The organism is Streptococcus oralis (assembly GCF_024399415.1).
GTDB classification, from domain to species: domain Bacteria; phylum Bacillota; class Bacilli; order Lactobacillales; family Streptococcaceae; genus Streptococcus; species Streptococcus oralis_CS.
The window spans coordinates 1,707,000-1,726,117 of the sequence record NZ_CP029257.1; the positions used below are offsets into that span (position 1 = coordinate 1,707,000).

A 19,118-nucleotide genomic window follows, 5' to 3' on the forward strand; every position below is an offset into this window, starting at 1 on the left:
AATATATCTTATATCTATAATTAGGTCAATCTTTGATATTATAGAAAAAAGCCAGTCCTATAGACTAGCTTTCTTTTCATTCTAATTGAATCTTAGCTCAATGCATCATCCATTGAAAGAACTTCGTGGAAGACACGTTGTGTCAATTCAGTTTTTTGCTCTGGAGTGAGGTATTTAGTGTTTACACAGTATCCAGAGATACGTACGATAACGTCTTCACCTGACATGATCTTTTCGTAAACATCGTTCAAGTCCATAACGTTCAAGTTAACGTGTTGTCCACCGTTTTCGAAGTAACCATCAAGGATTGTTACCAAGTTATCAACTTGCTCGTCACGAGTCTTACCAAGAGCACGTGGAGAAACTTGTGTTGTCAATGAGATACCGTCAGCTGCGTAACCAAAGTCAAGGCTAGCAAGTGAGTTCAAGTTTTGCAACCATCCACCTTTAGCTTTGTTAGAAGGGTTAGCACCTGGTGAGAAGAATTCGAGTTTAGACAAGTTCACAGAACCATCTTCGTTGAGGTATACACCTTTGTGGACTGGTGAGTTACCAGTTTGTTTAGAGTAAGCAACGTTAGATGTGATGGTCAAAAGTGATACAGTAGCTTCTGCGTCTTTGTAAAGTTTATGGCTACGTAGACGAGTTGTGTAAGCTTCGATCAACCATTCAGCCAATTCGTTTGAACGAGGGTCATCTTCACCCCAACGTGGGTATTCACCGATTGTTTCGTAATCGTAGATGTAGCCATTTTCATCACGGATTGGTTTAACAGTAGCGTACTTGATAGCTGACAATGTATCAACAGTGTTAGCAAATCCACAGATACCGAATCCCATGTTAGCACGTTGTTTAGTTGGCAAGAAGGCCATTTGAACAGCTTCGTAGTTGTACTTGTCAGTCATGTAGTGGATGATGTTCAAAGCATCTACGTAAGTGTCAGTCAACCAGTCAAGAGATTTTTCAAAGTTGGCTTTAACTGATTCGAATTCAAGAACTTCGTCACGGATAGGATCGATGTCAAATACTTTGTAGTCTTTGTGAACATCGTCGTAACCACCGTTCAAACCAGTAAGAAGGGCTTTCAAAACGTTTACACGAGCACCGAAGTACTGGATGTTGTGGCGTTGATCTTCGTTTTCTGGGTCAAGTGGTGACACACAGCATGAGATACAGCTCATTTCTCCGTATCCGTCTTTAGCCATTGTTGTTACACCTTCGTATTGGATAGAAGAGTGTTTGTGGCTCATATGCATACAGTAGCGACGGAAGTTGTATGGTAATTTGTCAGTCCAAAGAACTGTCAAGTTTGGTTCTGGTGAGTTACCGATGTTGTCAAGAGTGTTCAAGAAACGGTAGTCCATCTTAGTAACACGGTGACGACCGTCGTTACCCATACCAGCCATAGAAGTTGTGATGAAGGTTGGATCACCTGAGTACAATTGGTCATAAGCTTTTGTACGAGCAAATTTAACTGTACGAAGTTTCATAACGAAATCATCAACGAACTCTTGGATTTCTGATTCAGTAAATGTACCACGAGCAAGGTCACGTTCTGCAAAGATATCAAGTACGATTGGCACACGTCCTAGAGATGTAGCAGCACCATTGATAACACGGCAGACAGCCATGAAGGCGATGTTAACCCATTGGATAGCTTCTTTCGTGTTCATCGCTGGTTTGCGGACATCAACTCCGTAAAGGTCACCCAAGCGAACAACTTGTTGCAATGCTTGGTATTGAAGGTTTACTTCTTCACGAAGACGGATTGTTTCTTCATCAATTTCTTTGATCGCATTCCAGTCGTTTACTTTTTCTTGCATCAAGTAGTCTGCACCGTAAAGAGCAAGACGTGCGTAAACACCAATGATACGTCCACGTGAGTAGGCATCTGGAAGACCAGTTACAGTGTGAGCGTGACGAGCGCGACGAATGTTTGAAGTGTAGGCACGGAAGATACCGTCGTTAACTGTTGTTACGTATTTAGTGAAGATTTCGTGAACAGCTGGATCTGGTTCGTATCCATTTTCTTTCAAAGTAGTTTCAGCCATACGGATACCACCTTTTGGCATGAAGTTCAATTTGAAGAGTTCATCATTTTGGATACCAAAGATCACTTCGTTTTCTTTGTCGATAAATCCAGCAGGAATATCAGCAATAGATGTTGGACGAGTGTCCATTGGGAAACGAGTTTCTTCGTAGTGTGCTTTTGTTTCTTCTACGATTTTTTTGATGTGAAGTGAACGTTCTGTTGGTCCAGCAAGGAAACTTTCATCTCCATCATAAGGTGTGTAGTTAGCTTGAACGAAGCGAGAAATACTTGCTTTTTCTTTCCAATCTACGCCTTTGAAGCCTTCCCAAGCTTTATCAAAAATGTCTTGTGCTTCAACAACTGTCTTAACAACCATGTTAATGTCCTCTTTTTTCTAGTAACAGTCATCTGTTACATTCTTGAGACAAGTATACCATACAGTAACCGATTTCAACAAGAGAAAATCGGCATTTTAGACGCTTTCTTTTATAATACAGTCTCTTTTTCGTTCTTATCTGTATTATATTTTTGAAAGTCAGGTTGGACTTTTCCACTTTTTCAGAAAAAAGGGTATAATAAATAGAAAACGACACTAGAAAGGGATTGAAATGCTCATATTTCCATTGATAAATGATCTGTCCAGAAAAATCATCCATATCGACATGGATGCCTTTTTTGCTGCGGTGGAAATAAGAGATAATCCCAAGTTAAAGGGCAAACCTGTCATTATAGGAAGCGACCCCAGACAAACAGGTGGTCGAGGTGTCGTTTCTACCTGTAGCTATGAAGCACGAGCTTTTGGTGTTCATTCGGCTATGAGCTCTAAAGAAGCTTATGAGCGCTGTCCCCAAGCTGTCTTTATCTCAGGAAATTATGAAAAGTATAAGACTGTGGGACTTGAGATTCGAGCTATTTTTAAACGCTACACTGATTTGATTGAACCTATGAGTATTGACGAGGCTTACTTGGATGTGACAGAAAATAAACTCGGTATCAAGTCAGCCGTCAAAATTGCCCGCCTCATCCAACAGGATATCTGGCAGGAACTACACCTGACTGCTTCTGCAGGCGTTTCCTACAATAAATTTCTAGCTAAAATGGCCAGTGATTATCAGAAGCCACATGGTTTGACAGTGATTCTACCTGACCAAGCCCAAGACTTTCTCAAACAAATGGACATTGCTAAATTTCATGGTGTAGGAAAGAAGACAGTAGAAAAGCTTCATGAAATGGGCATTTATACTGGTGCAGACTTATTGGACGTCTCTGAAGTCACTTTAATCGATCGCTTTGGCAGACTCGGCTTTGACCTTTATCGAAAGGCAAGGGGCATTCATAACTCACCAGTCAAGTCCGATCGCATTCGTAAGTCCATTGGCAAAGAGAAAACCTATGGGAAGATTCTCCAGGTTGACGAAGACATCAAAAAAGAACTGACTCTCCTCTCCGAAAAGGTAGCTCTCAATCTCAGCAAGCAGGACAAAGCTGGAAAAATCATTATCCTAAAGATTCGTTACACCGACTTCTCCACTCTGACTAGACGAAAAAGCCTTCCACAAGCAACACAGGACGCTAGTCAGATTTCTCAAACTGCCCTTCAACTCTACGAAGAACTAGCTGAAAAAGAAAAAGGTATCCGTTTACTAGGAATTACGGTGACAGGATTTTAAATCCTCAAAGAGGGCATTGGTTTAAATCAAATGAGGTTGGAACAAAAGTGTTTCAGCCTCATTCTGTTTTAAAAATAATTTTTAGATCGTGGTAGCTAACCACTAAAACAGTCTGAGGTACTATCTTAAATTGCTGACCAGCATTCGGCAGGCTGTATTAGTATTATTCCCTTTTTAGACTCTAATAATTCCTAATTCAAGAAAGCCTTTTCCTCTTATTCCCTCTCTCTTTTGCTAGAAAACTGAATGCTTTTGAGAAATATAGTTTAGTTTGATGTCCTACCGCATTTGTACTAGGATATATACTATAATTTCCAAGGGACATTCCCACGCATATACTTGGACTACAATATTTTTTGACAGTTTATTAATGAAAAGGAGCAGTTGGTTTTAAGTAAGTATTAACTCCAACACTTAAAACTAAAAATGTGAGATAGATTTCAGATAGTTCCTAATAAAAAACTTTTTCTCATAAGTGGTAGGTGTTGACACCTTCATTTTTATTTGTTAAACTAGAAAATATAAAAATACCGTCTGGTCGGTTTTTAAAAGAAAGGGCTTAACATGAAAAAAACTATGCTAGAAAAAACAATCGATTCTATTGCAAAACAAAATCAACGAGTACGTCAACAACAAATACGTCATCACGAAGCCATTCAAAAGCAAATAAAACTGCAAAAAGAACAGCTTTACCGATTAACACAAGGAGAGAGCGGTATCCGACATTCTCGTTTGGGAGTGAAATGTGGATATGCTACACTTACTGGTGGGCTCATCACTACTTTGTTTAGTCCTTGGAATGGTTTAGGAATAATGGCCATTGGTGGGATTTCAGTTCTCTCAAACTTGTATCACATCAAACGTATAGAAGCAAAATTAAAAAAGTAGAGTGGTTTTCTTAAGAAGGAGGCTTATTAGACTGCTCAAATATTACCTTTTCTTCTTTTTTTGATAAAATAAATTTAATAAAACAGAGAGAAGGAACTCAATGGTCGCAAAAACAGAAAAATCTCAAGCAATGATTGAAAAAATTTTATCAACGGCTACACAGCTTTTTATTCACAACGGCTATGAAAAAACAAGTGTACAAAATATAGCGCAAACAGCTGGCATTTCAAAAGGAGCCATTTATCACCATTTTCAATCAAAAGATGAAATTTTTTTTGCAGTTTTAAAACAGCGTTATCAATTGATGGAAAAGGAATTGCTAGACTGGCTTGAATCCACCAGTCATTTAACTGGAAGAGAGCAGCTCAAAGAAACCTTTCAGTTTAGTTTAAAAAGTCAGAAAACTAACTACGAAATGTTGAATCACGCGCCTCTTGATGCGGAGTTCATGCTGACTATTATCCGTTATAATCTGCGTATAGGAACTCCCCTTATTGCAGATATTATAAAAAAAGGAATAGAAGATCAGTCCATCCAACCTATCCCCTTCCCTAATGAAGCAGCCGAGACAATCTTGCTTTTGACTAACTTTTGGGTAGAAGGGAGTATTTTTGAAAATTCTTCCGAAAAAATAGTTGATCGTATCTATTTTTTACAATTTATGCTTCAATCCATCGGACTAGATATTTTTGATGAATCTTTGATCCAAGAAATTTTAAGTCAATCAAATTAAATACAATCTTTTCGTTTACTTTTAAAGCCTTGGATAAACGTAGGACAAGGCGGCATAATAAGGTGAAAAAAATAAACTAAACGATTATAAAAAAATAGGATAGTTCCCCGAATGTTTTTTTGGCGAACTATCCTATTTTATTTTTAACTTATACAAATAAACGCACAAAACTATAGAGCAACAAGACACTACCGAGTACGATACGGTATTTACCAAAGAGTGTAAAGTCGTGCTTCTTCACATAGCTGGTCAAGAAACGAATGGCAACCATGCTGACCGCAAAGGCAACACCCATAGCAACCAAGAGCAAGAACAGTTGTCCAAAACTCAAGAGTTGACCTGCTTTAATAAATTTGAAAATCTTTAAAGCACTGGCTCCGAACATAACCGGAATTCCGAGATAGAAGGTAAACTCTGTTACGACAGAGCGGCTCGTTCCATTTAACAAACCACCAACAATCGTCGCACCTGAACGGCTCGTTCCTGGAAAGAGAGCGAGGACTTGGAAGAGCCCAATGTAAAGGGCTGTTTTATAAGGCAACTTGTCTAGCTCTGTTACTGTTGGTTCAATGGCTTGCGCCTTATTTCGTTTTTCAAGATAGATAAAGGCAACCCCATAGATAATCAACATAATCGCAACTGAAACCATGTTATGGAAGTTGGCATCAAACCAATCATCTAGTTTAAAAACCAAGAGCAAAGGCAAGGTTGCAACCAAGACTTTTGACCACAATTGCCAAGTTCGACGGACTTCTACCTTATTTTTACCAGGTTTGAAAGGATTAAGCTTGTTAAAGTAAATGACCATAACCGCTAAGATAGCGCCGAGCTGAATGACAACATTAAACATGGACATGAAGGCTTCATTTTGGTCCTTGTATTGGACAAATTCTTCAACCAAGATCAAGTGGCCAGTACTTGAAATCGGCAACCATTCTGTAATTCCTTCAACAATCCCAAAAAAGATTGACTTCAAAATTTCAATAAAATACATACATTACTCCTTTTTCTGTCCTCTATTATAGCATAATTTCGGATGTTGCGATAGATTTTTTAAAAGGCGCCGATACTACCACCGCCTCCGCCTCCTGAGAATCCTCCACCTGAAGAACCACTTCCAGAAGATACAGAGTAATTGCTAGCTGTATTCGCGACAGCAGTATATTGCTTGATTTGTGCAGTTGAGGTGTAGAACTGTGAGTGCCAACCATAGGCTACATAAAGATTCAAATCTGGATTTTCAAGCTGAATATGGCGAACTTTCATTAACTTGCTCACCTTCTTGGCATAACCAAAGAGAGTCGCATAGACCAGTAGACGGTTCCAAAGGACGATGCTCTCTAGCTCAGCCTGATCTAGATGAGCGATATCCCGAAGCATATTTTCAAAACTCGTCCAGAGATAGAAGATTTCCGCTCCTTCCTCTGTCAGAACTCCATCGCGATAGGCTCCTCGCGTGGCAAGATAAACCCAGAAACTAGCCCCTAATCCTGTCAATCCTAAGAGTAGAAATGGGATCGAAAAGAAGCCATGTGTTTGCCAGCTATAGTAAAAGAAGAGCAATCCACCTAAAGCTGTTATGGCTGAACAGACCCGCATCCCGAGAGCAAGGCGACGTTCCTCACTTGTCAAGGGACGATAGTAGCTTGGGATACGAAGTACATGGACCTTATCCTTGACACAAGACTGAATGCGTTGAAGTCTTCCTTCAAAGGAGCGTTTGAGACGCAAGCCTGTTTCTCGGATATGTTTTTCATCTGACTCTTTGGCACCACGGTAAAGGGAAGACGAAACTTGGTAATCAGGGAAGAGCTCTGAAATAGCCAATTCTTTCTTATTTGACAAGGTCATGCGCAGGCATTCCTTCTCAAAATTGGACAAACCCTTTTCACTGATAATGCGCACATAAGGTTCCTCATCCCCTTGAAAAATAGATAAATGACCTCGATCTACTAAATCCAACAAGGTTGCCTGAATCAAACGTTCAAAAGTAAATTTGCCAAACCCTGATTTGTTTAGGGGATTGACCTCCTCTAAGGAAGTTGAATACACTGCTTCTGCTAAAACCATTGGAGGCAAATCCATCGGTGGTTCGTAGAGTCGATGATCTTTTGGAAAGACCTTTTTAATGCGTGTACTCTGACGAAACATCCTATAGAAGATAGGAACTAGAAGTAAGAGACTCATAAAAATGACGGGAAACACCCATTTCATCATTATCTCACTTTGCGCTTTTTCTGTCGCTATATTGCTTTCAATCCGGTTAAAATCCGTTAAACGTTCTTCCTCTAATCCTTGATCTGGAGCTCCTGCAAAAGCACTTCTCGGCCAGTATGCGTGTAATTCGATCTGTCGCTTTCTAGGAAGGTCTTTCATTTTGACATGATAGAGATTATTTGCTTTTTCAACACTAGAGTCCCTTAGGAGTTGGCCTGCATGAAAATAGAGTTTCTCTGCTGGGGTATCAGAGCTAACCTTAAACTCAATCTCTTTGATATCTCCAGTACTATCTGTCAAGGGTTGCCAATTTAGCTCTGCGATATCCTTATATAAGAAGAGAAGATTTGTTAATTTCCAGGTAACCGTTACCCGAACAGTATCTCCGGCATATCCAGCATTGTAAATTTTTACCTTGTAACCGTCCTCTTCCTCCATAGTATAGAAGGAAGCATTTTGAACAATTCTTCCATTCTTAGAGACCTGAACGGTTGGATCGGGATCAATATCAAATCCTTCTGGCATTTTCCCAGCTTTCCCGAGTCCAACTAACTGACCATTATAATCATCTCCAAAGCGGTAGGTAATTGTTTCCTTAAAAATTGCAGTATTATCTGCATGAATATTCAAATCACCCTGATAGGATAAGATATCAAAGTCTACTGCAAAAACCAGGCTCGGTATAAATAATAAATAAGTAAATACCAAAGCCAACAGCCATCTTTTTTTCATAATCGGTTCCCTTTCAATCTTTTTACCATTATATCATTTTTTATAAGTAAAGGCTTACTTGTATTGAAAATCTCACTATTTTTAGATACAATAGAGAGAGTCATTTTTAGACTAGAAATAGGAGAAAACATGAAAAAATTATGCTTATCTATCCTTGCTAGCTTAGCCCTTACCTTAGGACTAGTTAGCCAAGTCCAAGCCGACGAATATTTACGCATCGGGATGGAGGCAGCTTACGCTCCCTTCAACTGGACCCAAGACGACGATAGTAACGGCGCCGTCAAAATCGACGGTACCAACCAATATGCCAACGGCTACGATGTTCAAATTGCTAAAAAGATTGCCAAAGACCTTGGCAAGGAACCTTTGGTTGTGAAAACCAAATGGGAAGGACTTGTTCCAGCCCTTACTTCTGGCAAAATCGATATGATCATTGCCGGTATGAGCCCAACCGCTGAACGCAAACAAGAAATTGCTTTTTCAAGCAGTTACTATACTAGCGAACCCGTTCTATTGGTAAAAAAGGACTCTGCCTATGCAAATGCCAAATCTTTGGAAGACTTTAGCGGAGCAAAAATCACGTCTCAACAAGGTGTTTATCTTTATGACTTGATTTCCCAAATTCCAGGTGCCAAAAAAGAAACAGCTATGGGCGACTTTGCTCAGATGCGTCAAGCTCTGGAGGCCGGTGTTATTGATGCCTATGTTTCTGAACGACCTGAAGCAATGACCGCTGAGTCTGCTAACGCTAAGTTCAAAATGATCCAACCTCAACCAGGTTTCAAAACTGGCGAAGAAGATACAGCTATTGCCATTGGACTTCGTAAAGATGACAGCCGTATCAACCAAATCAATGCGAGCATCGAAACCATCTCAAAGGATGAGCAAGTAGCCCTCATGGATCGTATGATCAAAGAGCAACCTGTGGAGTCTACAACAACAGAGGAAGAAAGTAGTTTCTTTAGCCAAGTCGCTAAGATACTTTCTGAAAACTGGCAACAACTCTTGCGTGGTGCTGGTATCACACTCTTAATCTCCATTATCGGAACCATCACAGGTCTCCTTATCGGACTTGCAATCGGGGTCTTCCGTACCGCTCCACTATCTGAGAACAAGGCAATGTACGCCCTACAGAAATTAGTCGGTTGGATTCTCAATGTCTATATCGAAATCTTCCGTGGTACACCGATGATTGTTCAATCTATGGTTATCTACTATGGAACTGCCCAAGCTTTCGGTATCAATCTTGACCGCACACTAGCTGCTATCTTCATCGTCTCAATCAACACGGGTGCCTACATGACAGAGATCGTTCGTGGTGGTATTCTAGCAGTTGACAAAGGACAGTTTGAAGCTGCAACTGCTCTCGGTATGACCCACAATCAAACCATGCGTAAGATTGTCCTACCTCAGGTTATCCGTAATATTCTACCTGCTACTGGTAATGAATTTGTCATCAATATCAAAGATACCTCTGTATTGAACGTTATTTCAGTTGTTGAGCTTTATTTCTCAGGAAATACTGTAGCAACACAAACCTATCAATACTTCCAGACCTTTACCATTATCGCCGTGATTTACTTTGTCCTCACCTTTACTGTGACCCGTATCCTACGCTTCATCGAACGTCGTATGGACATGGATACTTACACTACAGGTGCTAACCAAATGCAAACGGAGGATTTGAAAAAATGACACAACCAATCCTTGAAATCAAACACCTCAAAAAATCCTATGGGCAAAACGAAGTGCTAAAAGATATTTCCCTCACCGTCCATAAAGGAGAGGTTATTTCCATCATCGGGAGCTCAGGAAGCGGAAAATCAACCTTCCTTCGTTCAATTAATTTACTCGAAACACCTACAGAGGGAGAGATTCTCTATCGAGGAGAAAATGTCTTAGAAAAAGGCTATAACCTCACCCATTATCGTGAAAAACTCGGTATGGTTTTCCAATCTTTCAATCTCTTTGAAAATCTGAATGTCCTCGAAAATACAATCGTCGCTCAGACGATTGTCCTTAAACGTGATCACTCTGAAGCCGAAAAAATTGCCAAAGAGAATCTCGAAAAAGTTGGCATGGGAGAACGTTACTGGCAAGCCAAGCCGAAGCAACTTTCAGGTGGGCAGAAACAACGCGTGGCTATCGCCCGCGCACTCTCCATGAATCCTGATGCCATTCTCTTCGATGAACCAACATCTGCCCTTGACCCAGAAATGGTCGGAGAAGTTCTCAAAATTATGCAAGATTTGGCTCAAGAAGGCTTGACCATGATCGTCGTAACCCACGAAATGGAATTCGCTCGCGATGTCTCTCACCGTGTCATCTTTATGGATAAGGGCGTCATTGCTGAAGAAGGCAAACCAGAAGAACTCTTCACGAACCCTAAAGAAGAACGAACAAAAGAATTTCTTCAACGTTATCTCAGCTAATAAACAAAGACTGCATTCTTTATGCAGTCTTTGTTATTTGTAATTGTAAAGAAAAGGCAGACTCGACTCAGGAATCTGCCTGTGACCACAGTTTAATCTTCAAATTTTTCATGATTTTTTTCATAGAAATCGATTAAACCAAGAGCTGTTTCAAATGAAATATTTTTAACTTTTGCGCGTCCTTGTGCTAGAGCAATGATAGACATTTCACGCGCATTCGTTTCTTTAGAGATACGGTAGCCTGTGATTTTCTTATCACGAACCCAGCCAACAACTGCTTCTACTTTTTCAAAGTTCGACTTAGCCATGTTCTTCTCCTAAATTATTCTTTACAATACTTAATTGTATACGTTTTTATTTCATTTGTCAATAAAAAAACATATATACGTCGTAACTATATTATTCTGCATATTTTTATTTGGCTTTTAAAGCCGATAATATATGAGTTCTTATGTCCTCGACTCCATTAGGATTCGCTGGTAGGAAGATTGTATTATTACCCTCTTTATCTGCAAAATTATTCAACGTATCTAAATACTGGTTCGTTAATAGGATAGACATGATTTGTTCTTCAGTTAGCTCAACATTGGCTCCCTTTAACTCTTGGATAGAATCAGCTAGTCCGTCAACAATTGCTTTACGCTGCTCTGCAATCCCTACACCATGTAGGCGATCTTTTTCTGCTTCTGCTTCTGCTGCGGTCACGATTTTAATCTTATCTGCTTCAGCAAGTTCTTGCGCCGCAACTCTCTTACGTTGAGCCGCGTTAATTTCATTCATTGATTGTTTTACTTCAGCATCAGGTTCAACCTTAGTAATCAGCGTTTTGACAATGATATACCCATATGTAGACATTTCTTCCGCTACTTGTTTTTGAACTTCTAAGGCGATTTCATCTTTTTTCTCAAACAACTCATCTAGGGTTAACTTCGGTACTGATGAACGCAAAGCATCTTCAATATAGGATTTGATCTGGGCTTCTGGACGCATCAATTTATAATAGGCATCTGTGACATTGTTTTCATTTACTCGATACTGAGTTGCTACATTCATCGTTACAAATACATTATCTTGCGTCTTTGTCTCTACAACAATCTCACTTTGCAACAAGCGTAGTTGAACTCTTGCTGCAATCCTATCAATCCCAAAAGGAGCTCGTAAATGAATACCACTATTGCTCAATTTTTGGTATTTACCAAAGCGTTCTATGATAGCGACAGATTGTTGTCGAACCACATACACAGAACTAACCATAATCACTGATGCAATTACCACTAAAAACAATAAAACAAGTAAAATTTGTAAAACCATGGGAATCTCCCCCTTTCGTCACCCTCATTATAGCACCATCATTACCATTACGCAAATAATATGATAATAATTTTATTTTAGCTTAAACTAGCATATTGTACAACGTTTCGTTCCCATTCAAATTAATATAAGATGGGTCAAACTTTTCCATTCGATGAATCAATCCAGCATAGTCATGCTTATTGGCAAGGGCTACCCCAATCAAGACAGGGCCTGTCCCCTTGCTTGCTCGTTTGATATATTCAAAACGAGTGATGTCATCATTTGGCCCCAAAATGTCATTTACAAACTCTCGTAGAGCTCCTGGACGTTGTGGGAAATTCACTACAAAGTAATGCTTGATTCCATCGTAAATCAAGGCACGTTCTTCCATCTCTGGCATGCGGTTGATATCGTTATTGCCCCCAGAAATGATACAACAAATCGTCTTGCCTTTGATATAATCTGATAAAACTTCCAAGGCTGCAACGCTGGCAGCTCCGGCTGGTTCTGCTACAATTCCTTGTTTGGAATAAAGATCAATCAAGGTTTCAGAAATCAATCCCTCGTCCACCCCAATCAGCGTTTCAACATTCTTACGAGTCGCTTCATAGGTTAATTGTCCAACCTTTTGTACGGCTATCCCATCAGCAAACTTATCAATTTCTTTGAGCTTAACTGGTCCCCCAGCTTCAAAGGCTGCTTTCATAGAGCGAGCACCATTAGCTTCTACTCCGATCACTTCAATGGTCGGGTTGGTTTCCTTGATGTAAGTTGAAACACCGGCAATCAATCCGCCACCACCTACTGGTACAAGTACTGTATCAAAATCAATAGACTCTTTACGGGCTTCTTCAAGAATCTCATAGGCTACAGTCCCTTGACCAGCCTGAACATGCGCATCATCAAAAGGATCGATGAAGGTGCGGTTTTCTGTCAATGTAAATTCTTGTGCTGCCTTAGCAGAAGCATCAAATGTATCCCCAACCAACTTGATTGTCACGAACTCTCCACCGAAAAAGCGAACCTGCCCAATCTTTTGTTGCGGTGTTGTGATGGGCATAAAGATCGTTGCAGGAATCTTCATCTCATTACAAGTATAGGCGACACCTTGAGCGTGATTTCCCGCAGAGGCACAGACTACACCACGCTCGCGTTCTTCTTTTGATAGTTGAGAAATGGCATAATAGGCTCCACGAATTTTAAAAGAGCGAACTCGTTGCGCATTCTCCTTTTTGAGATAAATCTTTGCTTGGTATTTTTCTGATAAATAATGATCATATTCTAGTGGTGTATCAACTACTACACCACTCAAAACTTTGTGGGCTTTCACCACATCTGTTGCACTTAGCATTGTCTCCTCCTCAAATACTTTTCAAGATAAAAAACGAGTTAGGTACCCCCAACTCGCCTTCTGTCTCTCTTTACAAGAATTAATTGTAGATTTTGAATGCGTCGTCGTCGTTTTTACCAACGAAAGGCATTGCTTTACGCAATTCTGCACCAACTTTTTCAATTTCAAGGTTAGCTGCTTGTTCACGGTAAGCAGTTAATTTTGGACGACCAGCCTTGTAGTCATTCACAAAGTCATTTGCAAATTTACCATTTTGGATATCTGCCAAAACAGCTTTCATGTTTTCTTTAACTTGCTCAGTAATCACACGTGGACCTGATACATAGTCACCGTATTCAGCAGTGTTTGAAATAGATTGACGCATTTTCTTGAATCCACCTTCATAGATCAAGTCAACGATCAACTTCATTTCGTGAAGAACTTCAAAGTAAGCCAATTCTGGGGCATAGCCTGCTTCTGTCAAGACTTCAAAACCTGCTTCGATAAGGGCAGTCAAACCACCACAAAGTACGGCTTGTTCACCAAAGAGATCTTCTTCAGTTTCTTCTTTGTAAGTTGTTTCAAGCAAACCAACACGAGCTGCCCCAACACCTTTACACCAGTCCATAGCAATGTCTTTCGCATTTCCTGTAGCATCTTGGTAAACTGCGTAAAGAGCTGGCACACCAAATCCTTCTTCGTAAGTACGACGTACCAAGTGTCCTGGTCCTTTAGGAGCACACATGAAGACATCTACATCTGCAGGAACTTTGATAAATTCAAAGTGGATATTGAAACCATGAGCAAATCCAACTGCATTTCCAGCTTCCAAGTTTGGAGCGATTTCTGCTTCGTACAATTCTTGTTGGATTTCGTCTGGTGCCAAAATCATAATAACGTCAGCCAATTTAGTTGCTTCTGCTACTGTGTAAGTGTCAAATCCGTCTTCTTTTGCTTTGTCAAAAGATTTACCTGGACGCACACCGATGATGACATCACGACCTGAATCACGCAAATTTTGCGCATGCGCATGTCCTTGTGAACCATAGCCGATTACGGCGATTTTTTTACCGTCAAGCGCTGCTACTTTAACATCTTTTTCGTATTCCATTTGAACTGCCATAGTTTTTCTCTCTTTTCTATTTTTTATTGCCTTATAGGCTGGTTTAACAAATTTAAGTTATTTTTATACTCAATGAAAATCAAAGAGTATTAATCGCGGGTAAAACCAGTTGCACCCGTACGAGCGATATTTTTAATACCATATGGTCGAATCACTCGCAATAAAGCTTCACTCTTTTCAGCATTTCCAGTCATCTGGATGGTGATTGAGCTTGGAGCCACATCTACTACTGTTGCACGGAAAGGTTGGATAATGGCCAAGATTTCTGCACGCTTTTCAGCAGGAGCAGATACCTTTACCAAGATAACTTCTCTTTCCAAGTGTGGTTTATCTGTGATATCTCGAATGCGAATCACATCAATCTGACGATTGAGCTGTTTAATGATTTGCTCTACTTCATCATGAGAAGCTACATCAATAATGATGGTGATACGTGATACATTGGGGTTCTCTGTCGCACCAACTGAGATACTCTCAATATTGACTTGACGACGAGAAAGGACACCTGTAAAACGATTCAAGACTCCTGAACGGTTTTGCAATCTAGCTGTTAACATTCTACGCATGGAACTTCACCCCCAACATCTCATGATTGCTCTTACCAGCTGGTACCATCGGTAAGACCTGTTCCTTACGAGAAATGTCCACCTCGATAAACATGGGCACATCCTCTAGAATGACTTCTAGATCCTTCTCTATCGTCTCTGGATTATCAAATTTATAGTTTTTGATGCCGTAAGCCTGTGCCATCAGCTGGAAGTCAGGAAGTGTATCAAAGACTGACTCTGACGTTCTACCTTCATAGAAGGATTCCTGCCACTGGCGAACCATTCCTAGTGAGTGGTTATTCAACATGACAACCTTAATCGGAACTTTGTAGATATTTAGGATAGCTAGCTCTTGGTTGGTCATTTGGAAGCCACCATCACCGACAAAAAGGATAACCTCTTTTTCTGGATTGGCAATTTTGGCACCAATAGCTGCAGGAACTCCGAAGCCCATGGTACCCAAGCCACCTGAAGTTACCAATTGACGTTCATTCTGATATGGGTAATACTGAGCTGTCCACATTTGGTGTTGCCCTACGTCAGTTACAACAATGGCATCTCCATTCGTCAACTCACCGATGCGTTCAATAACAGCCTGAGGTTGAACCACACGTTCTTTCTTGTCATAAGAACGAACGCGGTTCTTGTCTTTAGTGACTTTTTCAATCCACTTTTCAGTATTGTTATGAACAGTTGGCTCTGCCAACAACATCTGCAAGGCTTTCTTAGCATCCCCCACTACAGGAATATCTGCACTGATAATCTTGCCAATCTCAGCTGGATCAATATCGATATGAGCAACCTTAGCATTTTTAGCAAAGGTCTTAGGATTCCCCGTCAAGCGGTCATCGAAACGACAACCAATACTAATCATAAAGTCTGCTTCAGTCATTGCAATGTTGGCTGCGAAAGAGCCGTGCATTCCTCCCATTCCTAGGAAAAGCGGATGGCTTGTTGCAATGGTACCTTGCCCCAAAAGACTAGTGACTACTGGAATTTGGTAACGTTCAGCAAATTCATTGAGCTCCTTAGAAGCTTCTGCATAGCTGATACCACCACCTGCTAACAAAACCGGTTTCTTGGCTTTTGACAATTGCTTCAAGATTTTCTTGATTTGCATGTCATTTGGATCAAGCGTCGGTTGGTAACTTGGTAAATTCACCTCTGGTGAATAGATGAAATCTGTCTCTAGAGCTGATACATCCTTTGGCAAGTCAATCACAACTGGACCTGGACGACCTGTCGTTGCGATATGCACGGCTTCCGTTATGATACGGGGAATATCTGCTGTCTCACGGACTTGGTAATTGTACTTGGTAATGGGCATGGTAATACCTACGATATCTGCCTCCTGAAAGGCATCCTTCCCAATTCCAGCTCGCGCAACCTGACCTGTAAAAACCAAAAGGGGAACGCTATCGCTCATGGCATCTGCAATCCCTGTAATGGCATTTGTTGCTCCCGGCCCACTCGTGACGACGGCAACGCCCAACTTTCCAGTTGATTTGGCATATCCTTCAGCTTCGTGCAAACAACCTTGCTCATGGCGTCCCAAGATGTGGCGAATGCCTTTAAAATTGTATATCGCATCATACAAAGGTAAGACCGCACCACCAGGATAACCAAAAATGGTATCAATCCCTAAGTCCCGAAGTGTTTCCAAAACTAGGTCCGACCCCGTCTTAGGAGATTCTAAACTGATTTTCTCCATTATTCCCCTTTCTCTTCTCTTAAAAAAATAGCTTGTTACTATCATACCATTTTTTCAAAAATTTTCAAGGCAAAAGAGTCAATTTTCTGAATTTTCTATCTAAAAGTGTATTTATGAATCTTTTCCTCATTTTTATTAAGTTTTCTACGGAATTAGGAAGCTTTATTTACTTTAATTTATCAAATTAGAATATTTTCTTTCTGGGTAAAATTAGTAACTCTATCACTTAGCGACCAAATTCGTATACTATATTCATCAAAAATGAATAGTTAAAGACAAAAAAGGAAGCCACTAAGTGACTTCCTTCTAGAGTGAGGACTGATTAGTCTTCACCTTTGTTTTTCTTGATGATTTCTTCTTGTACTGACTTAGGTACATCTTCGTAGTGGTCAAATACCATCATGAATGTACCACGTCCTTGAGATGCTGAACGAAGAACTGTTGCATAACCGAACATTTCAGCAAGTGGAACGTAAGCACGAACGATTTGGCTGTTACCGTGTGCTTCCATACCATCTACACGTCCACGACGAGCAGTCACGTGACCCATAACATCACCAAGGTTTTCTTCTGGAACAGTGATGGTTACAAGCATCATTGGTTCAAGGATAGCTGGTTGTGCTGATTTAGCAGCTTCTTTAAGGGCAAGTGAAGCCGCGATCTTGAAGGCAGTTTCAGATGAGTCGACATCGTGGTATGAACCATCGTAAAGTTTAGCTTTAACGTCAACCATTGGGTAACCTGCAAGAACACCGTTAGCCATAGATTCTACCAAACCTTTTTCAACCGCTGGGATAAATTCACGAGGAACCACACCACCGACGATTGCGTTTTCGAATTCGAATCCTTTACCTTCTTCGTTTGGAGTAAATTCAATCCATACATCACCGAATTGACCTTTACCACCAGACTGACGTTTGAAGAATCCACGTGCTTGAGTAGAAGCACGGAATGTTTCACGGTAAGATACTTGAGGAGCACCTACGTTCGCTTCAACTTTAAACTCACGACGCATACGGTCAACAAGGACATCAAGGTGAAGTTCACCCATACCAGAGATAACTGTTTCACCAGTTTCAACGTTAGTTTCAACGCGGAAAGTTGGATCTTCTTCAGCCAATTTTTGAAGGGCGATACCCATCTTATCTTGGTCAGCTTTAGATTTTGGCTCAACCATCAATTGGATAACTGGTTCTGGAACGTTGATTGACTCAAGGATGATTTTAGCTTTTTCATCTGTCAATGAGTCACCAGTTGTAGTATCTTTCAAACCAACGGCAGCAGCGATATCACCTGAGTAAACAGTGTCGATTTCTTGACGGCTGTTAGCGTGCATTTGAAGGATACGTCCGATACGTTCACGTTTACCTTTAGAAGTGTTCAATACGTATGAACCTGATTGAAGAACACCTGAGTATACACGGAAGAATGTCAAACGACCTACGAATGGGTCAGTCATGATCTTGAAGGCAAGAGCTGCGAATGGCTCATCATCAGATGCTGGACGAGTTTCTTCTTCGTCTGTATCTGGGTTGATACCTTTGATTGCTGGGATATCAAGTGGGCTTGGAAGGTAGTCGATAACCGCATCAAGCATCAATTGAACACCCTTGTTCTTGAAGGCAGAACCACACAATACTGGGAAGAATTCAACGTTGATAGTTGCTTTACGGATAGCAGCTTTCAATTCTTCGTTAGTGATTTCTTCACCTTCAAGGTATTTCATCATCAAGTCTTCATCAGTTTCAGCAACTGCTTCAACCAATTTTTCACGGTATTCTTGTGCTTGCTCAAGGTATTCAGCTGGAATATCTTCTTCAAGGATATCTGTACCAAGATCGTTAGTATAGATTTCAGCTTTCATCTTGATCAAGTCGATGATACCGCGGAAGTCATCTTCAGCACCGATTGGCAATTGGATTGGGTGTGCGTTTGCTTGAAGACGGTCGTGAAGTGTGCTTACAGAGTAAAGGAAGTCAGCACCGATTTTGTCCATTTTGTTGGCAAATACGATACGTGGAACTCCGTATTCAGTTGCTTGACGCCAAACTGTTTCAGTTTGAGGCTCAACACCTGATTGTGAGTCAAGAACAGTAACCGCACCATCCAATACACGAAGAGAACGTTGTACTTCGATTGTGAAGTCCACGTGTCCTGGTGTGTCGATGATGTTTACACGGTGGTTATTCCATTGAGCTGTTGTCGCAGCAGAAGTGATAGTGATACCACGTTCTTGCTCTTGCTCCATCCAGTCCATTTGTGACGCACCTTCGTGAGTTTCACCGATTTTGTGGATTTTACCAGTGTAGTAAAGAATACGCTCAGTAGTTGTTGTTTTACCGGCATCGACGTGAGCCATGATACCGATATTACGAGTTTTTTCAAGTGAAAATTCGCGTGCCATGAGGT

General features: G+C 40.7%; 15 protein-coding genes. 5 read left to right on the forward strand and 10 right to left on the reverse strand.

Annotated features, from left to right (window positions below; all coding sequences use genetic code 11):
• Positions 1 to 92: 92 nt before the first annotated feature.
• Positions 93 to 2,408: a formate C-acetyltransferase gene (gene pflB, locus DG474_RS08185; protein ID WP_000260621.1), complete on the reverse strand. Its 2,316-nt coding sequence runs from the start codon at positions 2,406 to 2,408 to the stop codon at positions 93 to 95.
• Positions 2,409 to 2,640: 232 nt separating this feature from the next.
• Here pflB and dinB point away from each other — a divergent pair, with 232 nt between their 5' ends.
• From dinB to DG474_RS08200, 3 genes are all read left to right on the forward strand, one after another.
• Complete coding sequence (gene dinB, locus DG474_RS08190) at positions 2,641 to 3,702, forward strand: DNA polymerase IV (RefSeq protein WP_255778053.1); 1,062 nt, start codon at positions 2,641 to 2,643, stop codon at positions 3,700 to 3,702.
• Between the two features lie 564 nt (positions 3,703 to 4,266).
• Positions 4,267 to 4,590: a hypothetical protein gene (locus DG474_RS08195; protein WP_125413950.1), complete on the forward strand. Its 324-nt coding sequence runs from the start codon at positions 4,267 to 4,269 to the stop codon at positions 4,588 to 4,590.
• A 100-nt stretch (positions 4,591 to 4,690) separates the two neighbouring features.
• A complete protein-coding gene (locus DG474_RS08200) occupies positions 4,691 to 5,323 on the forward strand; it encodes a TetR/AcrR family transcriptional regulator (RefSeq protein ID WP_247931392.1) in 633 nt (210 codons plus the stop codon).
• A gap of 148 nt (positions 5,324 to 5,471) precedes the next feature.
• Here the strand turns inward: DG474_RS08200 and DG474_RS08205 are convergent, their stop codons facing one another.
• Entirely contained in the window at positions 5,472 to 6,317 is an 846-nt protein-coding gene (locus tag DG474_RS08205) for an undecaprenyl-diphosphate phosphatase (RefSeq protein ID WP_242746095.1), read from the reverse strand.
• Between the two features lie 59 nt (positions 6,318 to 6,376).
• Positions 6,377 to 8,272: a DUF2207 domain-containing protein gene (locus DG474_RS08210; RefSeq protein ID WP_255778054.1), complete on the reverse strand. Its 1,896-nt coding sequence runs from the start codon at positions 8,270 to 8,272 to the stop codon at positions 6,377 to 6,379.
• Positions 8,273 to 8,401: 129 nt separating this feature from the next.
• Between DG474_RS08210 and DG474_RS08215 the strand changes: the two genes are divergently transcribed.
• A complete protein-coding gene (locus DG474_RS08215) occupies positions 8,402 to 9,967 on the forward strand; it encodes an ABC transporter substrate-binding protein/permease (RefSeq protein ID WP_255778055.1) in 1,566 nt (521 codons plus the stop codon).
• Positions 9,964 to 10,704, forward strand: coding sequence for an amino acid ABC transporter ATP-binding protein (locus tag DG474_RS08220; RefSeq protein WP_070567310.1), 741 nt, complete (start codon positions 9,964 to 9,966; stop codon positions 10,702 to 10,704). The genes DG474_RS08215 and DG474_RS08220 overlap by 4 nt, the downstream gene beginning before the upstream one ends.
• Before the next feature lie 92 nt (positions 10,705 to 10,796).
• On the opposite strand, the gene DG474_RS08225 is transcribed toward DG474_RS08220, so the two are convergent.
• From DG474_RS08225 to fusA, 7 genes are all read right to left on the reverse strand, one after another.
• Positions 10,797 to 11,012, reverse strand: coding sequence for a capsule biosynthesis transcriptional regulator (locus DG474_RS08225; protein WP_001130031.1), 216 nt, complete (start codon positions 11,010 to 11,012; stop codon positions 10,797 to 10,799).
• Between the two features lie 106 nt (positions 11,013 to 11,118).
• Positions 11,119 to 12,015, reverse strand: a complete 897-nt coding sequence (locus tag DG474_RS08230) for an SPFH domain-containing protein (protein ID WP_000244062.1) — start codon at positions 12,013 to 12,015, stop codon at positions 11,119 to 11,121.
• 82 nt (positions 12,016 to 12,097) lie between these two features.
• A complete protein-coding gene (gene ilvA, locus DG474_RS08235; RefSeq protein ID WP_255778057.1) occupies positions 12,098 to 13,348 on the reverse strand; it encodes a threonine ammonia-lyase IlvA in 1,251 nt (416 codons plus the stop codon).
• A 79-nt stretch (positions 13,349 to 13,427) separates the two neighbouring features.
• On the reverse strand, positions 13,428 to 14,450 hold the full coding sequence (ilvC, locus tag DG474_RS08240; protein WP_045763621.1) for a ketol-acid reductoisomerase: 1,023 nt from the start codon (positions 14,448 to 14,450) through the stop codon (positions 13,428 to 13,430).
• A gap of 89 nt (positions 14,451 to 14,539) precedes the next feature.
• A complete protein-coding gene (gene ilvN / locus DG474_RS08245) occupies positions 14,540 to 15,016 on the reverse strand; it encodes an acetolactate synthase small subunit (protein WP_001253813.1) in 477 nt (158 codons plus the stop codon).
• Complete coding sequence (locus tag DG474_RS08250) at positions 15,009 to 16,709, reverse strand: acetolactate synthase large subunit (protein WP_000411743.1); 1,701 nt, start codon at positions 16,707 to 16,709, stop codon at positions 15,009 to 15,011. Before DG474_RS08250 ends, ilvN begins: the two co-directional genes overlap by 8 nt.
• 322 nt (positions 16,710 to 17,031) lie before the next feature.
• A complete protein-coding gene (fusA, locus tag DG474_RS08255) occupies positions 17,032 to 19,113 on the reverse strand; it encodes an elongation factor G (RefSeq protein ID WP_255778061.1) in 2,082 nt (693 codons plus the stop codon).
• Positions 19,114 to 19,118 lie beyond the last annotated feature (5 nt).